A 21,801-nucleotide genomic window follows, 5' to 3' on the forward strand; every position below is an offset into this window, starting at 1 on the left:
GGAAGGTACGAGTCAAACGTGGAGAAAAAAAGGAGATAATGTAAATTATCATGCCTGATTACAGCGTTTGTCAGCTTCCCGCATGCTCACGTCCGGTTTTGTGCGAATTTATGTCAGATGACTCGCATCCTCTTCTGATTCTGTCGAGCGAAAGCTAATGCTCACTAACGTCCCGCCGCCGGAAGGCTGCGAGAAACTTAACGTGCCGCCAAGACGTTCCGCGCGCTCGCGCATAATGTTCAGGCCGTAATGCCCCGCCGGTTCGTTAGGTTCGCCGATGCCCACGCCGTTATCGCGAATATACACCGTGTGATTGCCATCCGGCGCCGTCACACAGCTGACGGCAATCTCGCTGGCATTGGCGTGCTTCATCGCGTTGAGCACCGCTTCCCGGATTATCTGTAACAAATGGACCTGCATTTGCGCATCGAGCGCCAGCGTCGGCAAACGGCAGTCCAGTGTGAGTTTAGCAGTGGTCTGCCCCTGTAGCGCTTCGAGCATTTCATGCAGCGCGGAGGGTAAATCAGCCTGCTGTAGCGTCAGGCGGAAGGTGGTTAGTAGCTCACGTAGTTGACGGTAGGCATCGTTCAGCGCCCGCGAAAAGTCATCCATAATGGCCTGCGCCGGGGCGTTATCCTCCGGGATGGCGCGTTTGAGCAGCGTCAACTGAATGCGCAGATAGGAGAGCACCTGCGCCAGCGAATCATGCAGTTCACGGGCAATGGTGGCACGCTCTTCCATCAGCAACAACTGCTGGAAATGCTTCTGCGCATGGTTGAAATACAGCCCGCGCCCGAGCATTGTCGATACGCTGTTTAACAGTGGGATCGCGCTGGCAACATGCTGGCTTTGCCAGTGCAGCTCGCCGTAGACCGTCTCCTGCATGGTCACCGGCAGGATTTGCATCGGCAGGTTGGCCTGCTTTTCCCCCTCACTGATGCGCCAGTTTTCCCCGACGGTAAGCTCAAGGAACTGTGCCGCTTCGTTATCACGAACAATCTGCAAGATATGGCGGAAGCAGTGCACATCAATCTGGCTGGTATTCAGCGCCTGCGAACACTGGTACAGCACTTCCAGACGCCGTTTGGCTTCATGAAGGTCATGGGTTTTTTCTTCGACCTTCGCTTCCAGCGAGCGGTACAGCTTATGGAGTTCGCTCGACATCTGATTAAAGGTCTTCGCCAGTAACCCCAGTTCGTTGGGAAGGCGCGTGTCCAGCGGCGGCGAGTCAAACTGACCGTGTTCAATGCGCTGACTGGCCATTACTAATTGATTCAGTGGGCGCACAACCTGGTGACGAATACGGCGCAGGGTGAAAAAGACGAGGGTAAAGATCCCGATACCACCCGCCAGCGAGATCCCCACCACCAGCATCACTTTGCGTTCGGCATAGTGCTGCAAGGCCAGCACGAAGAGATCGATCTTATCGACGTAGGCATTAATGTTGTCCTGATACCACTGCAGGTCGCCATCAATCAGGCGGCGGTTCATTTCCAGCCAGTTGGCATGTAACTGCGCGTAGCGACCTTTCACCGTTTGGGGCACATACCAGGCATTCAGATTGCTTAACGCCGATGAGTTAAGGGCCTGCTGAAAGAGCTGACGATGGGCATTGAGTTGCGGGCTGTGGCTTTGCAGATCGAACCCCAGACGATAGCTTTGCATACGCAATGAACCCGCCACGTTAATGGCTTCGGCATCCCGCAAACTACTTGCCAGCGTCAGTAACGCAACGCCGGTGGAGAGAATCGAGAGCAGGACAATGTAAAAAAAGGCCCGGGCCAGACTGGCCGAGACGGGGCGTTTGACGATCACACGCGTAATTTCCTTTAAAAGTGCTTACGGTAAAAATCTCTCGCAGATCTGAAACGTAATTTCACTCTGGCTGAAATAAATTGATCTGCCACAGGTTCTGTAGAAATAGTTGTGCTTCCTGGGCAAATGAACATTGCCGACGTGTGGTCAGTCGGTTAATAACAACACTTATATAAAGAATAAGGTTTTTACAACCAAAAAAGAAGGTCGCCATGAACCGTTTTATTATGGCCAACAGCCAACAGTGCCTGGGATGCCATGCCTGTGAAGTCGCTTGCGTTTTGGCCCACAATGAAGAGCAACATGTCCTTAGCCAACGTCACTACCAGCCCAGGATCACGGTTATTAAGCATCAGCATCAGCGAAGTGCAGTGACCTGCCACCATTGCGAAGATGCACCCTGCGCCCGCAGTTGTCCGAATGGAGCGATAAGCCACATCAACGACAGCGTGCAGGTCAATCAGCAAAAGTGTATTGGCTGTAAATCCTGCGTGGTGGCCTGCCCGTTTGGCACCATGCAGATAGTTCTTACGCCTGTCGCCAAAGATCAGGTCAAAGCGACGGCGCATAAATGTGACCTCTGCCAGGGGCGCGAAAATGGCCCCGCCTGCGTGGAAAACTGCCCGGCTGATGCCCTGCAACTGGTGACGGAAGAGTCGTTAACCCGGCAGGCGAAAGCGCGACGTTTACGTACCGCCCGGCAGGAGAATCAGCCGTGGCATGCGGATGCGGCGGCGACCGCTTTCGCCACAATGAGCAAAATTGAGCAAATGCACGCGACGCCTGCGCGTGGTGAACCGGATAAACTGGCTATCGACGCGCGAAAAGTCAGCTTTGACGAAATTTATCTGCCGTTTCGCAAGGCTCAGGCGGAGCAGGAGGCCTCACGCTGTCTTAAGTGTGGTGAGCACAGCATTTGTGAATGGACCTGTCCGCTGCATAACCACATTCCGCAATGGATTGAACTGGTGAAAGCCGGAAACATTGATGCGGCGGTGGAGTTGTCTCACCAGACGAACTGTTTACCGGAAATTACCGGGCGCGTCTGTCCACAGGATCGTCTGTGCGAAGGCGCCTGTACGGTGCGTGACGAGCATGGCGCGGTGACGATCGGTAACATTGAGCGCTACATTTCCGACCGCGCGCTGGGTCAAGGCTGGCGGCCTGATCTGAGCCACGTGCAGAAGGTTGATAAGCGCGTGGCGATTATTGGCGCCGGCCCGGCAGGGCTTGCCTGCGCCGACGTGCTGGCGCGTCATGGCGTCAGCGCCACGGTGTTTGATCGTCATCCTGAAATAGGCGGACTGCTGACCTTTGGCATCCCGGCTTTCAAACTGGATAAATCGCTGCTGGCGCGCCGTCGGGAAATTTTCAGCGCGATGGGGATCCATTTTGAGCTGAACTGCGAAGTGGGCAGGGATGTGAAAATGGAGGCGCTGCTGGAGGATTACGACGCCGTTTTTGTCGGCGTGGGGACCTACCGTTCGATGAAGGCCGACCTGCCAAATGAGGATGCGCCAGGTGTCTACGATGCGTTGCCGTTCCTGATCGCCAATACCAAACAGGTGATGGGGCTGGAAGAATGTCCTGAAGAGCCGTACATCGACACCGCCGGACTCAACGTGGTGGTGCTAGGCGGTGGTGACACGGCGATGGACTGTGTCCGTACCGCGCTGCGTCATGGCGCAAGTCAGGTCACCTGCGCCTATCGCCGCGACGAAGCCAATATGCCGGGCTCGAAGAAAGAGGTGAAAAACGCGCGCGAGGAAGGGGCTAACTTCGAGTTCAACGTGCAGCCGGTCGATCTGGAACTGAGCGCGGAAGGGCGCGTTTGTGGCATTCGCTTCCTGCGTACGCAGTTGGGTGAGCCGGATGCCCAGGGACGTCGCCGTCCGGTGCCGATTGCTGGCAGTGAGTTTGTGATGCCGGCGGATGCCGTAATCATGGCATTTGGTTTCCATCCGCACGGGATGCCATGGCTGGAGAGCCACGGTGTACAAGTGGATAGCTGGGGTCGTATCGCGGCAAACGTTGAGAGTGCATATCGTTACCAGACCACTAACCCGAAGATCTTTGCCGGTGGCGATGCCGTTCGCGGTGCCGATCTGGTGGTCACCGCGATGGCGGAAGGACGCCATGCTGCGCAGGGGATCATCGACTGGCTGGGAATAAATTCAGTTCAATCCCACTAACCAAAACCGGCTTCACGGCGTAGTATGATTTCTCTTCTTACGCTGTGGAGCCGGTATGTCGCAAAAAATCACGCTCGTTAAAGACAAAGTCCTTTCTGATAACTATTTCATCCTGCGCAATATCACTTACGATTTGACCCGCTCGAACGGCGACGTCATCCGCCACAAACGTGAAGTGTACGATCGCGGCAATGGGGCCACTATCCTGTTGTACAACGCAGAGAAAAAGACCGTCGTGCTGATTCGTCAGTTCCGCGTAGCGACGTGGGTGAACGGTAACGAAAGCGGGCAGTTGATTGAAACCTGTGCCGGATTACTGGACAACGACGAGCCGGAAGCCTGCATTCGCAAAGAGGCCATTGAAGAGACGGGCTATGAAGTGGGTGAGGTGCGTAAGCTCTTTGAGCTGTATATGTCTCCAGGCGGTGTGACGGAGCTGATTCACTTTTTTATCGCCGAATACAGCGAAAACCAGCGCGCTAATGCTGGCGGTGGCGTCGAAGATGAAGATATTACTGTGCTGGAATTGCCGTTTACTCAGGCGCTGGACATGATTAAAACCGGTGAGATACGAGACGGTAAGACCGTGTTATTGCTCAACTATTTGCAATCTTCTCATTTAATGGATTGATAAATAAGGTTTATATTTCTTTACGAATTATTGAATCTATCCGACAAATCCGATTGAGCATGGTTAACAGCACAACGAAGATACGACCTGTGTTGTTCGTTTGACTTCTGGGGTTATTACCGTCCATGCGCTATCGCGTTATTTTCCTTTTCCTGCTCGGCCTGATTCCGGCCCGCTTGCTGTGGGCCGCGCCCGCGCAACAGGCTTTTTCTGACTGGCAGGTCACCTGTAATAACCAGAATTTTTGTGTCGCGCGTAACACCGGTGAACATGGCGGACTGGTGATGACCCTGAGCCGCAGCGCCGGGGCGCATACCGATGCCGTCCTGCGCCTTGATCTTGGTGGATTGACCGTGCGTACCAACGAGGCGGACATTGCGACACGCCTGTTGCTGGACGGCAAACCATTGGCGCTGAGCCCAGAGCACTGGCGAATGACGCCGTGGCACCTGATGACGGACGACACGGTCACCATCGCGGAATTTCTGGCGACGGTTCAGGACGGGAAGGCGATCACCCTGCAAAAAGGTCATCAGTCGATTTCGCTGGCCGGGTTGAAAGCGGCGCTGTTGTTCATCGACGCGCAGCAAAAGCGGGTGGGCAGCGAAACGGCGTGGATTGAAAAAGGGGATGATCCTCCACTCAGCGTGCCACCAGCGCCGGCGCTGAAAGGCGTAGCCGTCGTTAACCCAACGCCCACACCGCTCTCCCTCGACGAACGCAACGACCTTCTTGATTACGGCAACTGGCGAATGAACGGCATTAAGTGTTCACTCGACCCTTCACGCCGTGAGGTGCGGGTGACCGCCCTTACCGATGACAAAGCCCTGTTGATGATCGCCTGCGAAGCCGGAGCATACAATACAATCGATCTGGCGTGGATCGTGTCGCGTAAAAAACCGCTGGCCTCACATGCCGTGCGGCTACGTTTACCGTTTAACAGCGGCGCGGAAAGTAACGACATGGAGTTGATGAACGCCGTATTTGATGAGAAGTCGCGAGAGTTGATCACCCTTGCAAAGGGGAGAGGATTAACCGACTGCGGGATCCAGACGCGCTGGCGTTTTGATGGCCAGCGTTTTCGCCTGGTGCGTTATGCCGAAGAGCCAAGCTGTGACGGCTGGCATGGGCCAGATGCCTGGCCCACGCTGTGGATCACGCGTTAATTTTCTGTCGGGTGGCGACGGCGTCTTATCCGACCTGTGAAAGGCTATCTGTAGGCCGGATAAGACGTGTTAGCGTCGTCATCCGGCGTTGCATACATCAGGCGTTCAAAACCTTATGCGCTTTCTCCACAATGTTCTCAACCGTAAAGCCGAAGTAAGGGAACAGCTTCTCTGCTGGCGCAGATTCACCGTAACCGGTCATGCCGACAATGGCCCCTTTTAACCCCACATATTTGTACCAGTAATCAGCGATACCCGCTTCCACAGCCACACGGGCACTAACATTCGACGGCAGTACCGACTCGCGGTAAGTCTCGTCCTGGGCATCGAAAATATCCGTTGAGGGCAGCGACACCACGCGGACGTTACGCCCTTCGCCAGTGAGTTTCTCCGCTGCGAGCAGGGTAATCTCCATTTCCGAACCGGTGGCGATCAGGATGATATCCGGTTTGCCGCCGCTGTCTTTTAGCACGTAGCCACCGCGGGCGATCGCTTTCACCTGTTCCGGCGTGCGCTCAACCTGCGCCAGATTCTGACGCGACAGGATCAGTGCCGTGGGGCCGTCATGGCGCTCGACCGCCAGCTTCCAGCCCACCGCGGCTTCAACCTGATCGCACGGACGCCAGGTGCTGAAATTGGGCGTCAGGCGCAGGCTGGCCAGTTGCTCCACCGCCTGGTGGGTCGGACCATCTTCTCCCAGGCCGATGGAGTCATGGGTATACACCATGATTTGCCGCGCTTTCATCAGTGCCGCCATGCGCGCGGCGTTGCGTGCATACTCAACGAACATCAGGAAGGTGGCGGTATAGGGCACAAATCCGCCGTGATGGGCGATGCCGTTGGCGATGGCGGTCATGCCGAATTCACGCACGCCATAGTGAATGTAATTGCCCGCCAGATCCTCTTTCAGGGAGGTGGAACCTTTCCAGATCGTCAGGTTACTCGGCGCCAGATCCGCCGAACCGCCTAACAGCTCCGGCAGAAGTGGACCGTAGACGTTGAGGGTATTTTGCGATGCCTTACGGGTGGCGATTTTGGCGGGATTCGCCTGGAGTTCGTTGATGTATTTCTGCGTGGTTTTTTCCCACGCTTCTGGCAGGCCGCCGCTCATACGACGCGTGAATTCAGCCGCCAGTTCTGGATATGATTTCTGGTAGGCGGCGAATTTTTCATTCCAGCGCTGCTGCGCTTTCTCGCCTTTTTCCCGGGCGTCCCAGGCGCGATAAATCTCTTTCGGGATCTCAAATGCCGGGTGGTGCCAGCCCAGTTTCTGCCGCGTCAGCGCCACTTCTTCTTCGCCCAGCGCCGCGCCGTGGGATTCCTCTTTACCTGCTTTGTTTGGTGAACCAAAACCGATCACCGTGCGGCAGATAATCAGCGACGGTTTGTCCTTCACGCGCTGCGCTTCCTGAATCGCTCTCTTCACCGCTTCCGGGTCGTGGCCATCGATTTCGTGGATGACATGCCAGTGGTAGGCTTCAAAGCGTTTGGCGGTATCATCGGTAAACCAGCCGTCGGTTTCACCATCAATGGAGATACCGTTGTGATCGTAAAAACCGATCAGCTTGCCCAGTCCCAGCGTGCCCGCCAGCGAACAGACCTCATGCGAAATACCTTCCATCAGGCAGCCGTCGCCCATAAACACATACGTGAAGTGATCGACAATCTCGTGGTCCGGCTGGTTAAACTGCGCCGCCAGCGTGCGTTCGGCAATGGCTAAACCAACAGCGTTCGCCAGCCCCTGGCCCAGCGGGCCGGTGGTGGTTTCAACGCCTGGGGTGTAGCCGATTTCCGGGTGGCCTGGCGTTCTGGAATGCAACTGGCGGAAGTTTTTCAGCTCTTCTATCGGCAGGTCGTAACCTGTCAGGTGCAGCAGGCTGTAAAGCAGCATCGAGGCATGGCCGTTAGAGAGAATAAAACGGTCACGATCGTACCAGCTCGGATCGGTCGGATTGTGTTTCAGGAAATCGTTCCACAGCACTTCGGCGATATCCGCCATTCCCATCGGCGCACCGGGGTGGCCGGAATTCGCTTTCTGAACAGCGTCCATACTGAGCGCACGAATGGCATTGGCAAGGTCTTTACGGGACATAGAACACTCCGTGGCAAGATTTAGAGTTTAGCAGCTAGCAGGTCTTCCAGTTTGCGTTGGTCAACGGCGAACAGACGGATCCCGTCAGCGAGTTTTTCTACGGCCATCGCATCCTGATTGTGTTCCCAGCGGAATTCCGCTTCCGTCATCGGGGTCGGGCGTGGGAAGGTTTGCGACGATGGCACAAGTTTGCGAATAACCGGTTCTTCTTTTTCCTGCAGCTCTTTCAGCAGGTTAGGCGCAATAGTCAGACGATCGCAGCCCGTCAGAGCGAGGATTTGCTCTGTGCGGCGGAAACTGGCGCCCATAACGATAGTGTCATAGCGATGCTGTTTGAAGTAATCGTAGATATTGCGCACCGACTTCACGCCGGGATCTTCATCGACGACATACGGATCCATCGGGCTGCGGGCCTGATACCAGTCATAGATGCGCCCGACAAACGGAGAGATCAAAAAGACGCCTGCTTCAGCGCAGGCGCGGGCCTGAGCAAAGGAAAACAGCAGCGTCAGGTTGCAGTTAATTCCCTCTTTCTCTAACGCTTCTGCTGCGCGAATACCTTCCCATGTGGAGGCCAGTTTAATCAGGATGCGGGATTTCTCGACGCCCTGCTGTTGGTACAACTCGACCAGATGGCGCGCTTTTTCGATGCTCTTTTCTTTATTGAATGAGAGGCGGGCGTCCACTTCAGTAGACACGCGACCCGGAATACTTTTAAGAATTTCCGCACCAAAATTGACCGCCAGTTTGTCACAGGCCTCGGCAACCTGCTGTTTCTGGGTTTTACCCTGCTTCTTCCCCCACTGGAGAGCATCGTCAATCAGGTGCGCGTAGTGCGCCAGCCCGGCGGCCTTCAGCAGCAGGGAAGGGTTGGTGGTGGCATCCTGGGGTTGGTAATGACGAATAGACTCAATATCGCCGCTGTCGGCCACGACAGTGGTGAATTGTTTGATGCCGTCTAACTGGTTCATAGGAAATACTCCTTGAAAAGTAATGTGTTAGGTGAGTGCTTAAAATCACACTTCTGAGAAATTCATGATATGCACCACAAAAAAGCATAGCAGACAGGCATGGTATTGCTGGCTTAAGCAGGTAACATGGTTGTTATGAGTTGATTACGAAATCTTTATTTAAGTCGTGATAGTTTGGGGACCTTCAAAGTTTGCGTCCCGCAGTGCGGTGATAATGTGCGACGCACCTGGCTGCGCGTGACTTTTTTGAACGATACGTGAAAGGAACAACAAGATGGATGACCAGTTAAAGCAAAGCGCCCTTGATTTCCACGAATTCCCGGTACCTGGTAAAATCCAGGTTTCCCCGACCAAGCCCCTTGCCACGCAGCGCGATCTGGCGCTCGCGTACTCGCCGGGCGTCGCGGCACCCTGTCTTGAAATCGAAAAAGACCCGCTGGCTGCGTATAAATACACCGCGCGTGGCAACCTGGTTGCCGTTATCTCTAACGGGACGGCGGTGCTGGGCTTAGGCAATATCGGTGCGCTGGCCGGTAAACCGGTCATGGAAGGCAAAGGCGTTCTGTTTAAGAAATTCGCCGGCATTGATGTGTTCGATATTGAAGTCGATGAACTCGATCCGGACAAATTTATTAATGTCGTTGCCGCGCTGGAGCCGACGTTCGGCGGGATCAACCTGGAAGATATCAAAGCGCCGGAGTGTTTCTATATCGAACAGAAACTCCGTGAACGCATGAATATTCCTGTGTTCCATGACGATCAGCACGGCACCGCGATCATCAGCACCGCCGCCATTCTTAACGGGCTGCGGGTGGTGGAGAAAAATATTTCCGACGTGCGGATGGTGGTATCCGGCGCGGGCGCAGCGGCGATCGCCTGTATGAACCTGCTGGTGGCGTTGGGAATGCAGAAACACAACATCGTGGTCTGTGACTCCAAAGGCGTCATCTACAAAGGCCGTGAGCCGAATATGGCCGAAACCAAAGCGGCCTACGCGGTAGACGATGACGGTAAACGGACGCTGGATGATGTCATTGACGGCGCGGATATTTTCCTCGGTTGTTCAGGCCCGAAAGTGCTGACCCAGGAGATGGTCAAGAAGATGGCCCGCGCGCCAATGATTCTGGCGCTGGCTAACCCGGAACCGGAAATTCTGCCGCCGCTGGCAAAAGAGGTGCGCCCGGACGCCATTATCTGTACTGGCCGTTCCGACTACCCGAACCAGGTCAACAACGTCCTGTGCTTCCCGTTCATTTTCCGTGGTGCACTGGACGTCGGCGCGACGGCAATCAACGAAGAGATGAAGCTGGCTGCGGTCCATGCGATTGCTGAACTGGCGCATGCCGAGCAGAGCGAAGTAGTGGCCTCAGCCTATGGCGATCAGGATCTGAGCTTCGGTCCGGAATACATCATTCCAAAACCGTTCGACCCGCGCCTGATTGTTAAAATCGCCCCGGCCGTTGCCAAAGCGGCGATGGATTCCGGCGTGGCGAAACGCCCGATTGCCGACTTTGACGCTTACATCGATAAGCTGACCGAATTTGTCTACAAAACCAACCTGTTCATGAAGCCGATTTTCTCGCAGGCGCGTAAGGCACCGAAGCGTGTCGTGTTGCCGGAAGGGGAAGAGGCTCGCGTGCTGCACGCCACACAGGAACTGATCACGCTGGGTCTGGCGAAGCCTATCCTGATTGGTCGTCCAGGCGTGATCGAGATGCGCATTCAAAAACTGGGGCTGCAGATCAAAGCGGGCGTTGATTTTGAGATCGTTAACAACGAATCCGATCCGCGTTTTAAAGAGTACTGGAACGAGTATTACCAGATCATGAAGCGTCGTGGCATTACCCAGGAGCAGGCGCAGCGTGCGGTGATCGCCAACACCACGGTAATTGGCGCGATCATGGTTCAGCGCGGCGAAGCGGATGCGATGATCTGCGGCACTATCGGTGATTACCATGAGCACTTCAGCGTGGTGAAAGCGGTGTTTGGCTACCGGGAAGGCGTGCATACCGCCGGGGCGATGAACGCGTTGCTGCTGCCGAGCGGCAACACCTTTATTGCCGATACCTACGTCAATGACGATCCTGAGCCGGAAGATCTGGCGGAAATCGCCGTGATGGCGGCAGAAACCGTGCGTCGCTTTGGTATCGAACCGAAAGTGGCGTTGCTGTCACACTCTAACTTTGGTTCGTCCAACTGTCCGTCAGCCGGCAAAATGCGCGCCGCGCTGGAGATTATCAAAGCACGTGCGCCTGATCTGATGATTGACGGCGAAATGCATGGCGATGCCGCGCTGGTGGAAAGCATTCGTCATGATCGGATGCCGGATAGCCCGCTGAAAGGTTCGGCCAATATTCTGGTGATGCCAAATATGGAAGCCGCACGTATTAGTTATAATTTACTGCGCGTCTCCAGTTCAGAAGGTGTCACGGTTGGCCCGGTTCTGATGGGTGTGGCAAAACCGGTTCACGTATTAACGCCGATCGCCTCTGTGCGTCGTATTGTTAATATGGTGGCGCTGGCGGTGGTTGAGGCACAAACACAGCCGCTGTAATTTCACTTTAATTAATTCCGGCGCGGGTTTCTCCCGCGCCTTTTTATTTTCTGCGTATTAGTGATCCACTTCACCTTTTAAATCACCTTGCCGAATTTTGTTATTTACCCTGACAAAAAATTGCCACGATAAGCCCAGTCTTAACACAGGCGGTGAGCAATGGATAAAGAACGCATCATTCAGGAATTTGTGCCGGGCAAACAGGTCACGCTGGCGCATCTCATTGCGCATCCGGGAGAAGAACTGGCGAAAAAGATCGGCGTTCCCGAAGCCGGCGCCATTGGCATTATGACCCTTACACCGGGAGAAACCGCGATGATTGCCGGCGATTTGGCGATGAAGGCCGCCGACGTACACATCGGTTTTCTCGACCGGTTCAGCGGCGCGCTGGTGATTTACGGCTCCGTGGGGGCGGTTGAAGAAGCCTTATTGCAAACGGTCAGTGGTCTGGGGCGATTATTACATTTCACCCTGTGCGACCTGACGAAAAGCTAAATTGAGGCGCTTATGAAACGTATTGCGTTTGTGGGCACGGTCGGCGCAGGAAAAACAACGCTTTTTAATGCGCTACAGGGAAATTATTCCCTCGCCAGAAAAACGCAGGCCGTGGAATTTAATGAAAATGGCGATATCGATACGCCAGGGGAATATTTTAGTCATCCCCGTTGGTATCACGCCTTAATTACCACGCTGCAGGATGTGGATACGTTGATTTATGTTCATGCGGCCAATGACAAAGAAAGTCGCTTACCTGCCGGGCTGTTAGATATCGGTGCCAGTAAACGACACATCGCCGTGATCAGCAAAACGGATATGCCGGATGCCGACGTAGCCGCGACGCGGGAATTATTGCGCGCAATTGGGTTTCAGGAACCGATTTTCGAACTCAACAGCCATGACCCGCAAAGCGTACAGCGCCTGGTGGACTATCTGACTGAGCTCAGCCAAAAGGAGGAAGGGGCAGGTGAAAAAACTTATCACAGCTAACGATATACGTGCGGCGCACGCACGAGGCGAACAGGAGATGTCGGTGGTGCTGCGCGCCAGCATCATCACCCCGGAAGCCCGTGAAGTCGCGGAGTTACTGGGCATCACGATTGTGGAGCGCGATGGCTCCGCGCCAACGGCAGCGTGCAGCGCGGACGAGGCCAAATCGGAAACGCAGCGCATTCGTGAAACCATCATCGCGCAACTGCCGGAAGGACAGTTTACCGAAAGTCTGGTTTCGCAGTTGATGGACAAAGTGCTGAAAGAAAAACAGTCGCTGGAGCAGGGCGGGATGCAACCGGGTTTTCACTCGGTGACCGGCAAAGGCGGTATCAAAGTGGTTGACGGCAGCAGTGTTAAGTTCGGCCGTTTCGACGGCGCGCAGCCTCACTGTGTAGGTTTGACCGATCTCGTCACCGAGCAGGACGGCAGCAGTATGGCCGCCGGTTTTATGCAGTGGGATAACGCGTTCTTCCCGTGGACGCTGAACTACGACGAAATCGACATGGTGCTCGACGGGGAACTGCATGTGCGCCATGAAGGTGAAACGATGATCGCCAAAGCCGGGGACGTCATGTTTATCCCGAAAGGCTCAAGCATTGAATTTGGCACGCCGACGACCGTGCGCTTCCTGTACGTTGCGTGGCCTGCGAACTGGCAATCGGTATGAACGATTTCATCACCGAAGCATGGCTCAGAGCGAACCATACGCTCAGCGAAGGGGCGGAAATTCATCTCCCCGTTGACGCTCGCCTGACGCCCTCTGCCCGCGAACTGTTGGAAAGCCGTCATCTGCGCATCAAGTTTCTCGATGAGCAGGGCAGTCTGTTTGTCGACGACGAGCAACAGCAGCCGCAGCCGGTGCACGGGTTAACCAGTAGCGATACACATCCGCAGGCCTGCTGTGAACTGTGTCGACAGCCGGTGGCGAAAAAGCCAGATACATTGACCCACCTGACGGCGGACAAAATGGTTGCCAAAAGCTCCCCGCGGCTGGGCTTTCGCGCCGCGCTGGACAGCACCATCGCGTTGGCGGTATGGCTGCAAATCGAACTGGCGGAGCCGTGGCAGCCGTGGCTGGCGGATATTCGTTCGCGGCTGGGCAACATTATGCGCGCCGATGCGATGGATGAACCCTTAGCGGCGCAATCCATTGTCGGGTTGAACGAGGACGATCTGCATCGTCTTTCCCATCAACCGTTGCGCTATCTGGAGCACGATCATCTGGTACCCGAAGCCAGTCATGGTCGCGAGTCCGCACTGCTGAATCTGCTGCGTACCAAAGTTCGCGAGACGGAAACGATCGCCGCCCAGGTCTTTATCACCCGCGGTTTTGACGTCCTGCGCCCGGACATTTTGCAGGCGCTGAACCGTCTCTCCAGCGCGGTCTACGTGATGATGATTCTGAGTGTCACCAAACACCCACTCACCGTCAGCCAGATCCAACAGCGACTGGGAGGTGAACAATGATCATTGAACGCGCCCGTGAACGGGCCTTGCGCGCCCCGGCCCGGGTAGTCTTTCCGGATGCGTTAGACGAACGCGTGCTAAAAGCGGCGCACTACCTGCAACAGCACGGTCTGGCGCACCCGATTCTGGTGGCCAGCCCGTTCGCGCTGCGCCAGTTCGCCCTCACTCATCGGGTGGCGCTGGACGGTATTCAGGTTATCGATCCGTACAGCAATCTGGCGATGCGTGAAACGTTCGCCCAGCGCTGGCTCGCCCGTTCCGGAGAAAAAACGCCGCCGGATGCCCTTGAGAAACTCAATGACCCGCTGATGTTTGCTGCGGCGATGGTCAGCGCAGGCAAGGCAGATGTCTGTATCGCCGGAAACCTTTCTTCCACGGCTAACGTGCTGCGCGCGGGCTTACGCATTATTGGCCTGCAGCCGGGGTGTAAAACGTTGTCGTCTCTCTTCCTGATGCTGCCGCAGTACGTCGGACCGGCGTTAGGGTTTGCTGATTGCAGCGTGGTGCCGCAACCAACGGCGGCGCAACTGGCGGATATCGCGATCGCCAGTGCCGACACCTGGCGCGGTATCACTGGTGAAGAACCGCGCGTGGCGATGCTGTCATTCTCCAGTCAGGGTAGCGCCCGTCATCCCTGTGTGGCGAACGTACAGCAGGCGACGGAGATCGTTCGCGAACGCGCACCCACGCTGTTGGTGGATGGTGAACTGCAGTTTGACGCCGCCTTTGTGCCGGAAGTCGCCGCGCAAAAAGCCCCGTCGAGTCCGCTACGAGGTAACGCCAATGTGATGGTTTTTCCGTCACTGGAGGCCGGCAATATTGGCTACAAAATCGCCCAGCGTCTGGGCGGATATCGTGCTGTCGGGCCGCTGATTCAGGGGCTTGCCGCACCGCTTCATGACCTCTCGCGAGGCTGTAGCGTACAGGAAATTATCGAACTGGCGTTGGTGGCAGCGGTGCCGCGCCCGACTGACGTGAGTCGCGAACGTGACTCGCAAACCCTGGTTGTATAAATGGTCCCGTTCTGGACCCCATGAGAGGAAAACACAATGGAAGCTTTAGGAATGATTGAAACCCGGGGCCTGGTTGCACTGATTGAGGCCTCTGATGCGATGGTAAAAGCCGCACGTGTGAAGCTGGTTGGTGTGAAACAGATTGGCGGTGGTCTGGTGACTGCGATGGTTCGTGGCGATGTTGCGGCCTGCAAAGCGGCAACGGATGCCGGTGCTGCTGCCGCGCAGCGTATCGGCGAACTGGTCTCCGTTCACGTGATCCCGCGTCCGCATGGCGATCTGGAAGAAGTGTTCCCGATCAGCTTCAAAGGCGACAGCAACATCTAAGCAGGACTGGTGGCCGGATGGCGCTGCGCTTATCCGGCCTACAGGATCGCAGCACAACTTAACCCACGGAGGCGGGTATGAAACTGGCAGTCGTCACAGGACAAATCGTTTGTACCGTACGCCATCAGGGACTGGCACACGACAAATTGCTGATGGTGGAGATGATTGATGCCCAGGGAAATCCCGACGGGCAGTGCGCCGTCGCCATTGACAGCATCGGGGCGGGGACCGGGGAGTGGGTGCTGCTGGTCAGCGGCAGTTCAGCTCGTCAGGCGCATCGCAGCGAAACGTCCCCTGTCGATCTGTGCGTGATTGGTATTGTCGATGAAGCGGTGGCTGGCGGTCAGGTGATATTCCACAAATAGGACTGAACATCATGAATCAACAGGATATTGAACAGGTAGTGAAAGCGGTACTGCTGAAAATGAAAGACAGCAGTCAGCCTGCGACCGCCGTTCATGAAATGGGCGTCTTAGCCTCCCTGGATGATGCGGTGGCGGCAGCAAAAGTCGCTCAGCAGGGGCTGAAGAGCGTGGCGATGCGCCAGCTTGCCATCACGGCTCTACGTGAAGCGGGCGAAAAGCATGCTAAAGAATTAGCGGAACTTGCCGTCACAGAGACCGGCATGGGACGCGTCGACGATAAATTTGCCAAAAACGTGGCGCAGGCGCGCGGGACACCGGGCGTAGAGTGTTTATCGCCGCAGGTACTCACCGGCGATAACGGCCTGACGCTGATCGAAAATGCGCCGTGGGGCGTCGTCGCCTCAGTGACGCCATCCACTAACCCGGCGGCGACGGTGATTAATAACGCCATCAGCCTGATTGCCGCGGGTAACAGCGTCGTGTTCGCCCCCCATCCGGCGGCGAAAGGCGTTTCACAACGCGCTATCACACTGCTTAACCAGGCGGTGGTCGCTGCGGGTGGCCCGGAAAACCTGCTGGTGACCGTGGCGAACCCGGATATCGAAACCGCTCAGCGGTTGTTTAAGTACCCGGGTATTGGCCTGCTGGTCGTCACCGGCGGTGAAGCGGTGGTCGACGCTGCCCGCAAACACACCAATAAACGCCTGATCGCGGCCGGTGCCGGTAACCCGCCGGTGGTCGTCGATGAGACGGCGGATCTGGCGCGGGCGGCGCAATCCATCGTCAAAGGTGCCTCCTTTGACAACAACATCATTTGCGCTGATGAGAAGGTGCTGATTGTCGTCGACAGCGTGGCGGATGAGTTGATGCGCCTGATGGAAGGCCAGCACGCGGTCAAACTGACCGCCGCGCAGGCAGAACAGCTACAGCCCGTGTTGCTGAAAAACATTGATGAGCGCGGCAAAGGCACGGTCAGTCGTGACTGGGTTGGACGTGATGCGGCAAAAATCGCGGCGGCAATTGGCCTTAATGTACCCGAGCAAACCCGACTGCTGTTTGTTGAAACGCCTGCCACGCATCCCTTTGCCGTCACTGAACTGATGATGCCGGTTCTGCCGGTGGTGCGGGTGGCAAACGTCGATGAGGCTATTGCGCTGGCGGTGCAACTGGAAGGTGGCTGTCACCATACCGCTGCGATGCACTCGCGCAATATCGACAACATGAACCAGATGGCGAACGCCATTGATACCAGCATTTTCGTCAAGAACGGCCCGTGTATAGCCGGGCTGGGGCTGGGCGGTGAAGGCTGGACCACCATGACTATTACCACGCCAACCGGAGAAGGGGTGACCAGCGCGCGCACGTTTGTCCGTCTGCGTCGCTGTGTATTGGTGGATGCGTTCCGCATCGTTTAAGTGCCTCAGGCCAACGGAGAGAGAGATGGCGCACGACGAAGAAAGCTGGCTCACGCCAAGACTGCAAAAAGCCGCTGACCTGTGTAATCAGGCGCCCGCCTCGAGCGATTCTGCGCTGTGGCTGGGCGTTGACCTGGGAACCTGCGACGTGGTGTCGATGGTGGTCGACGGCGACGGACAGCCGGTGGCGGTATGCCTTGACTGGGCTGACGTCGTGCGCGACGGCATCGTCTGGGATTTCTTCGGCGCGGTCACTATTGTGCGCCGCCATCTCGATATGCTCGAACGACAGCTCGGCTGCCGGTTTACCCATGCGGCGACCTCGTTCCCGCCGGGCACCGACCCGCGCATTTCCATCAACGTGCTGGAATCTGCCGGGTTGGAGGTGAGCCATGTCCTGGATGAGCCGACGGCGGTCGCCGACCTGCTGCAACTGGATAACGCCGGCGTTGTGGATATCGGTGGCGGCACGACCGGGATTGCCATCGTCAGGCAGGGCAAGGTGACTTACTCCGCCGATGAGGCGACCGGAGGACATCACATCTCCCTGACGCTGGCAGGCAACCGCCGCATCCCGCTGGAAGAGGCAGAGCAGTATAAGCGCAGCAATGCGCAGGAGATTTGGCCAGTGGTGAAGCCGGTCTACGAAAAAATGGCGGAGATCGTCGCCCATCATATTGCAGGGCAAGGGATAGCGGATTTATGGCTGGCGGGCGGTTCCTGCATGCAGCCGGGCGTGGATGACTTGTTCCGTAAACGCTTTCCGGCATTACAGGTGCATCTCCCGCAACACAGCCTGTTCATGACCCCGCTGGCGATTGCCAACAGCGGGAAAGAGAAAGCGGAGGGAATCTATGCAAGCTGAATTGCAGACGGCACTCTTTCAGGCATTCGATACCCTGAATCTGCAACGCGTAAAAACGTTCAGCGTACCACCGGTGACGCTGTGCGGGCTCGGGGCGCTCAGTTCCTGCGGACAGGAAGCGCAAACGCGGGGCTTAAGCCATCTTTTCGTGATGGTTGACAGTTTCCTGCATCAGGCGGGAATGACTGCCGGTCTTGAACGCAGCCTGGCGATGAAAGGCGTGGCGATGACGGTCTGGCCGTGTCCGATGGGCGAGCCGTGCATCACCGATGTCTGCGCGGCGGTAGCGCAATTGCGCGAGTCAAAATGCGATGGTGTCGTCGCCTTTGGCGGCGGTTCGGTACTGGATGCGGCAAAAGCGGTCGCCCTGCTGGTGACCAATCCGACGCAGACGCTGGCTGAGATGACGGAATACAGCACGTTACGTCCGCGCCTGCCGCTGATTGCCGTTCCTACCACCGCCGGGACCGGGTCGGAAACCACCAACGTGACGGTGATTATCGACGCAGCGACGGGACGCAAGCAGGTGCTGGCACATGCGACGCTGATGCCGGACGTGGCTATCCTCGATGCGGCGCTGACCGAAGGCGTTCCGCCTCATGTGACGGCCATGACCGGAGTCGACGCATTGACACACGCGGTTGAGGCCTGGTGCGCGCTGAATGCCTCACCGTTCACCGACAGTCTGGCGATTGGCGCCATCGCCATGATCGGTAAATCGCTGCCGAAAGCGGTGGGCTACGGCCACGACCTGGCGGCTCGGGAGAGTATGTTGCTCGCCTCGTGTATGGCAGGGATGGCGTTTTCCAGCGCAGGTCTTGGGTTATGTCACGCAATGGCGCATCAGCCGGGGGCGACATTACATATTCCGCACGGCCAGGCGAACGCCATGTTGTTGCCGACGGTGATGGGCTTTAACCGCCTGGTGTGTCGTGAACGTTTCAGCCATATCGGGCGCGCATTAACCAATAAGAAATCCGACGATCGCGACGCTATCGCCGCAGTCAGTGAACTGATTGCGGAGGTGGGCCTGAGCAAACGCCTCACCGACGTCGGCGCAAAACCCGAACACTACAGCGTCTGGGCGCAAGCCGCGCTGGAGGATATCTGTATACGCAGCAACCCACGCACCGCCACGCAGAGCGAAATTATCGATTTGTACGCGGCGGCACAATAAAAACATACCAGGACGTAGGCCGGATAAGGCGTTCGCGCCGCCATCCGGCAAAACGCGGCATCATTGCCTGATGGCGCTGCGCTTATCAGGCCTACGAACCCCCTGGCAAATGGAGATAAGGGTATGGGAATTAACGAAATCATCATGTACATCATGATGTTCTTTATGCTGATTGCCGCCGTGGACAGGATCCTGTCGCAGTTCGGCGGGTCGGCGCGCTTCCTCGGTAAGTTTGGTAAGAGTATCGAGGGATCCGGCGGTCAGTTCGAAGAAGGGTTTATGGCGATGGGCGCACTGGGGTTGGCGATGGTCGGTATGACCGCGCTGGCGCCGGTGTTGGCCAAACTGCTCGGGCCGGTGATTATTCCGCTGTATGAAATGCTTGGCGCGAACCCATCTATGTTCGCCGGCACGCTGCTGGCATGCGATATGGGCGGCTTCTTCCTCGCCAAAGAACTGGCGGGTGGCGATGTGGCGGCATGGCTCTACTCCGGGCTGATTCTGGGGGCCATGATGGGGCCAACCATCGTGTTTTCTATCCCCGTTGCGCTGGGCATTATCGAACCGTCCGACCGCCGTTATCTGGCGCTTGGCGTGCTGGCAGGCATTGTTACCATCCCTATCGGCTGTATTGCCGGTGGTCTGGTCGCGATGTATTCAGGCGTTGAGATCAATGGACAGCCTGTCGAGTTCACCTTCGCGCTGATCCTGATGAACATGATCCCGGTGATCATCGTCGCTGTGCTGGTGGCGCTGGGGCTGAAATTCATCCCGGAAAAAATGATCAATGGCTTCCAGATCTTCGCCAAATTCCTCGTCGCGCTGATCACCATTGGCCTTGCCGCGGCAGTCATCAAATTCCTGTTGGGCTGGGAGATGATCCCGGGTCTCGACCCGATCTTCATGGCGCCTGGCGACACCCCCGGTGAAGTGATGCGCGCCATTGAAGTGATCGGTTCTATCTCCTGCGTGCTGCTCGGGGCGTATCCGATGGTGTTGTTGCTGACCCGCTGGTTTGAGAAACCGCTGATGCGCGTCGGTAGCCTGTTGAAAATCAACAATATGGCGGCAGGTGGCATGGTGGCGACGCTGGCAAACAATATCCCGATGTTCGGCATGATGAAACAGATGGATACCCGCGGCAAAGTGATCAACTGTGCTTTTGCTGTCTCTGCCGCCTTTGCGCTGGGCGATCACTTAGGCTTCGCAGCGGCCAATATGAACGCCATGATCTTCCCGATGATTGTCGGCAAATTGATTGGCGGTGTGACGGCGATTGGCGTGGCGATGATGCTGGTGCCAAAAGATGAAAACGTGCCGGCAGAAACAGAAGCGGAGGCGCAATCGTGAACACGCGCCAGCTACTGAGCGTCGGTATCGATATCGGCACCACCACTACTCAGGTGATCTTCTCGCGCCTGGAACTGGTTAACCGTGCGGCTGTGTCGCAGGTGCCCCGTTACGAATTCATCAAACGCGACATTAGCTGGCAAAGCCCGGTCTTCTTTACGCCCGTCGATAAGCAGGGCGGGTTACGGGAGGACGAACTCAAAGCGCTAATCCTGGCGCAATATCAGGCGGCGGGTATCGCCCCGGAATCGGTGGATTCGGGGGCTATCATCATCACCGGCGAGAGTGCGAAAACCCGCAACGCGCGCCCGGCGGTGATGGCGCTCTCCCAGTCGCTCGGCGACTTTGTGGTCGCCAGTGCCGGGCCGCATCTGGAATCGGTGATTGCCGGTCACGGCGCCGGGGCGCAGACCCTCTCTGAGCAGCGGATGTGCCGGGTGCTGAACATCGACATTGGCGGCGGCACCTCGAACTATGCGCTGTTTGATGCCGGAAAGGTGAGCGGCACCGCTTGTCTTAACGTCGGCGGGCGTCTGCTGGAGACCGACGGTCAGGGGCGCGTCGTGCATGCCCATCAGCCCGGACAGCAGATTGTTGACGAGGTGTTCGGTGCCGGTACCGACGCCCGTTCACTGACCGTCTCGCAGTTAGGACAAGTCGCGCAACGGATGGCGAGTCTGATCGTAGAAGTGATCGACGGCGCGTTGTCGCCGCTGGCGCAAACGCTGATGCAAACCGGGTTACTGCCAGCGGGCGCGAAGCCGGAGGTGATCACTCTGTCCGGCGGTGTCGGGGAGTGCTATCGCAACCTGCCTGCCGACCCGTTCTGTTTTTCTGATATTGGGCCGCTGCTGGCTACGGCGCTGCATGAGCATCCGCGTCTGCGTGCGATGAACGTGCAGTTTCCGGCGCAGACCGTGCGCGCCACGGTGATTGGCGCAGGGGCGCACACGTTGTCGCTCTCTGGCAGCACTATCTGGCTGGAAGGGGTTTCGTTGCCGCTGCGCAATCTGCCGGTGGCGATCCCGATGGATGACGCCGATCTGGTTGGCGCGTGGCAACAGGCGCTGATGCAGCTCGATCTGGATCCACAGACTGACGCATATGTACTGGCACTTCCCGCCTCGTTGCCGGTGCGTTATGCCGCATTACTCACGGTCATCGACGCGCTGCTGGCGTTCGTCGCGCGTTATCCGAATCCGCATCCCCTGCTGGTGGTGGCCGAGCAGGACTTTGGTAAAGCGCTGGGCATGCTGTTGCGCCCACAGTTACAGCAACTCCCGCTGGCGGTCATTGACGAAGTGATTGTCCGGGCGGGCGACTATATCGACATTGGTACGCCTTTGTTTGGCGGATCGGTTGTGCCGGTGACGGTGAAATCACTCGCATTTCCTTCCTGAGGGAACGACTT

Annotated in this window: 19 protein-coding genes; 16 read left to right on the forward strand and 3 right to left on the reverse strand. The window is 57.0% G+C overall.

Annotation, left to right across the window (positions count from 1 at the left end; all coding sequences use genetic code 11):
- Positions 1–108: 108 nt before the first annotated feature.
- A complete protein-coding gene (gene narQ, locus KE671_RS18225) occupies positions 109–1,815 on the reverse strand; it encodes a nitrate/nitrite two-component system sensor histidine kinase NarQ (RefSeq protein ID WP_206164423.1) in 1,707 nt (568 codons plus the stop codon).
- Positions 1,816–2,027: 212 nt separating this feature from the next.
- Between narQ and aegA the strand changes: the two genes are divergently transcribed.
- The 3 genes from aegA to KE671_RS18240 all read left to right on the forward strand — a co-directional run bounded on the left by aegA (position 2,028) and on the right by KE671_RS18240 (position 5,804).
- Positions 2,028–4,007 (forward strand): formate-dependent uric acid utilization protein AegA, encoded by a 1,980-nt coding sequence (gene aegA, locus KE671_RS18230; RefSeq protein ID WP_206164422.1) that lies wholly within the window; start codon positions 2,028–2,030, stop codon positions 4,005–4,007.
- Positions 4,008–4,062: 55 nt separating this feature from the next.
- On the forward strand, positions 4,063–4,638 hold the full coding sequence (nudK, locus tag KE671_RS18235) for a GDP-mannose pyrophosphatase NudK (protein ID WP_206164421.1): 576 nt from the start codon (positions 4,063–4,065) through the stop codon (positions 4,636–4,638).
- A 125-nt stretch (positions 4,639–4,763) separates the two neighbouring features.
- On the forward strand, positions 4,764–5,804 hold the full coding sequence (locus tag KE671_RS18240) for a DUF1176 domain-containing protein (RefSeq protein WP_206164420.1): 1,041 nt from the start codon (positions 4,764–4,766) through the stop codon (positions 5,802–5,804).
- Between the two features lie 97 nt (positions 5,805–5,901).
- Here KE671_RS18240 and tkt read toward each other — a convergent pair whose 3' ends face one another.
- Together tkt and tal are read right to left on the reverse strand one after the other, a co-directional pair.
- Positions 5,902–7,896 (reverse strand): transketolase, encoded by a 1,995-nt coding sequence (tkt, locus tag KE671_RS18245; RefSeq protein WP_206164419.1) that lies wholly within the window; start codon positions 7,894–7,896, stop codon positions 5,902–5,904.
- Positions 7,897–7,916: 20 nt separating this feature from the next.
- Complete coding sequence (gene tal / locus KE671_RS18250; RefSeq protein ID WP_206164418.1) at positions 7,917–8,867, reverse strand: transaldolase; 951 nt, start codon at positions 8,865–8,867, stop codon at positions 7,917–7,919.
- A 274-nt stretch (positions 8,868–9,141) separates the two neighbouring features.
- On the opposite strand from tal, the gene maeB reads away from it, so the two are divergent.
- The 13 genes from maeB (at position 9,142) to eutA (ending at position 21,790) form a co-directional block, all read left to right on the forward strand.
- Positions 9,142–11,421, forward strand: a complete 2,280-nt coding sequence (gene maeB / locus KE671_RS18255; RefSeq protein WP_206164417.1) for an NADP-dependent malic enzyme — start codon at positions 9,142–9,144, stop codon at positions 11,419–11,421.
- A 159-nt stretch (positions 11,422–11,580) separates the two neighbouring features.
- Positions 11,581–11,916, forward strand: a complete 336-nt coding sequence (eutS, locus tag KE671_RS18260; protein WP_042999878.1) for an ethanolamine utilization microcompartment protein EutS — start codon at positions 11,581–11,583, stop codon at positions 11,914–11,916.
- A 12-nt stretch (positions 11,917–11,928) separates the two neighbouring features.
- Complete coding sequence (gene eutP, locus KE671_RS18265) at positions 11,929–12,408, forward strand: ethanolamine utilization acetate kinase EutP (RefSeq protein WP_206164416.1); 480 nt, start codon at positions 11,929–11,931, stop codon at positions 12,406–12,408.
- Positions 12,386–13,078 (forward strand): ethanolamine utilization acetate kinase EutQ, encoded by a 693-nt coding sequence (eutQ, locus tag KE671_RS18270; RefSeq protein ID WP_206164415.1) that lies wholly within the window; start codon positions 12,386–12,388, stop codon positions 13,076–13,078. The genes eutP and eutQ overlap by 23 nt, the downstream gene beginning before the upstream one ends.
- Positions 13,075–13,878, forward strand: coding sequence for an ethanolamine utilization cob(I)yrinic acid a,c-diamide adenosyltransferase EutT (gene eutT, locus KE671_RS18275; protein WP_206164414.1), 804 nt, complete (start codon positions 13,075–13,077; stop codon positions 13,876–13,878). The genes eutQ and eutT overlap by 4 nt, the downstream gene beginning before the upstream one ends.
- Positions 13,875–14,891, forward strand: coding sequence for a phosphate acetyltransferase (gene pta, locus KE671_RS18280; protein WP_206164413.1), 1,017 nt, complete (start codon positions 13,875–13,877; stop codon positions 14,889–14,891). The genes eutT and pta overlap by 4 nt, the downstream gene beginning before the upstream one ends.
- Before the next feature lie 36 nt (positions 14,892–14,927).
- Positions 14,928–15,218: an ethanolamine utilization microcompartment protein EutM gene (gene eutM, locus KE671_RS18285; protein WP_000387720.1), complete on the forward strand. Its 291-nt coding sequence runs from the start codon at positions 14,928–14,930 to the stop codon at positions 15,216–15,218.
- Positions 15,219–15,295: 77 nt separating this feature from the next.
- Positions 15,296–15,583: an ethanolamine utilization microcompartment protein EutN gene (gene eutN / locus KE671_RS18290; protein ID WP_206164412.1), complete on the forward strand. Its 288-nt coding sequence runs from the start codon at positions 15,296–15,298 to the stop codon at positions 15,581–15,583.
- An 11-nt stretch (positions 15,584–15,594) separates the two neighbouring features.
- A complete protein-coding gene (locus tag KE671_RS18295) occupies positions 15,595–16,998 on the forward strand; it encodes an aldehyde dehydrogenase family protein (protein ID WP_206164411.1) in 1,404 nt (467 codons plus the stop codon).
- A gap of 25 nt (positions 16,999–17,023) precedes the next feature.
- Positions 17,024–17,863: an ethanolamine utilization protein EutJ gene (gene eutJ / locus KE671_RS18300; RefSeq protein ID WP_206164410.1), complete on the forward strand. Its 840-nt coding sequence runs from the start codon at positions 17,024–17,026 to the stop codon at positions 17,861–17,863.
- Entirely contained in the window at positions 17,853–19,040 is a 1,188-nt protein-coding gene (eutG, locus tag KE671_RS18305; RefSeq protein WP_206164409.1) for an ethanolamine utilization ethanol dehydrogenase EutG, read from the forward strand. Before eutJ ends, eutG begins: the two co-directional genes overlap by 11 nt.
- 123 nt (positions 19,041–19,163) lie before the next feature.
- Positions 19,164–20,390, forward strand: coding sequence for an ethanolamine utilization protein EutH (gene eutH / locus KE671_RS18310; RefSeq protein WP_206164408.1), 1,227 nt, complete (start codon positions 19,164–19,166; stop codon positions 20,388–20,390).
- Complete coding sequence (eutA, locus tag KE671_RS18315) at positions 20,387–21,790, forward strand: ethanolamine ammonia-lyase reactivating factor EutA (protein ID WP_206164407.1); 1,404 nt, start codon at positions 20,387–20,389, stop codon at positions 21,788–21,790. Before eutH ends, eutA begins: the two co-directional genes overlap by 4 nt.
- Positions 21,791–21,801 lie beyond the last annotated feature (11 nt).

Source organism: Citrobacter amalonaticus (assembly GCF_018252635.1).
Taxonomy (GTDB): Bacteria; Pseudomonadota; Gammaproteobacteria; order Enterobacterales; family Enterobacteriaceae; genus Citrobacter_A; species Citrobacter_A amalonaticus_E.

Coding starts and splice junctions, on each gene's coding strand:
- aegA (WP_206164422.1), top strand. CDS start 2,028: ATGAACCGTTTTATTATGGCCAACAGCCAACAGTGCCTGGGATGCCAT.
- nudK (WP_206164421.1), top strand. CDS start 4,063: ATGTCGCAAAAAATCACGCTCGTTAAAGACAAAGTCCTTTCTGATAAC.
- KE671_RS18240 (WP_206164420.1), top strand. CDS start 4,764: ATGCGCTATCGCGTTATTTTCCTTTTCCTGCTCGGCCTGATTCCGGCC.
- tkt (WP_206164419.1), bottom strand. CDS start 7,896: ATGTCCCGTAAAGACCTTGCCAATGCCATTCGTGCGCTCAGTATGGAC.
- tal (WP_206164418.1), bottom strand. CDS start 8,867: ATGAACCAGTTAGACGGCATCAAACAATTCACCACTGTCGTGGCCGAC.
- maeB (WP_206164417.1), top strand. CDS start 9,142: ATGGATGACCAGTTAAAGCAAAGCGCCCTTGATTTCCACGAATTCCCG.
- eutS (WP_042999878.1), top strand. CDS start 11,581: ATGGATAAAGAACGCATCATTCAGGAATTTGTGCCGGGCAAACAGGTC.
- eutP (WP_206164416.1), top strand. CDS start 11,929: ATGAAACGTATTGCGTTTGTGGGCACGGTCGGCGCAGGAAAAACAACG.
- eutT (WP_206164414.1), top strand. CDS start 13,075: ATGAACGATTTCATCACCGAAGCATGGCTCAGAGCGAACCATACGCTC.
- pta (WP_206164413.1), top strand. CDS start 13,875: ATGATCATTGAACGCGCCCGTGAACGGGCCTTGCGCGCCCCGGCCCGG.
- eutM (WP_000387720.1), top strand. CDS start 14,928: ATGGAAGCTTTAGGAATGATTGAAACCCGGGGCCTGGTTGCACTGATT.
- eutN (WP_206164412.1), top strand. CDS start 15,296: ATGAAACTGGCAGTCGTCACAGGACAAATCGTTTGTACCGTACGCCAT.
- KE671_RS18295 (WP_206164411.1), top strand. CDS start 15,595: ATGAATCAACAGGATATTGAACAGGTAGTGAAAGCGGTACTGCTGAAA.
- eutJ (WP_206164410.1), top strand. CDS start 17,024: ATGGCGCACGACGAAGAAAGCTGGCTCACGCCAAGACTGCAAAAAGCC.
- eutG (WP_206164409.1), top strand. CDS start 17,853: ATGCAAGCTGAATTGCAGACGGCACTCTTTCAGGCATTCGATACCCTG.
- eutH (WP_206164408.1), top strand. CDS start 19,164: ATGGGAATTAACGAAATCATCATGTACATCATGATGTTCTTTATGCTG.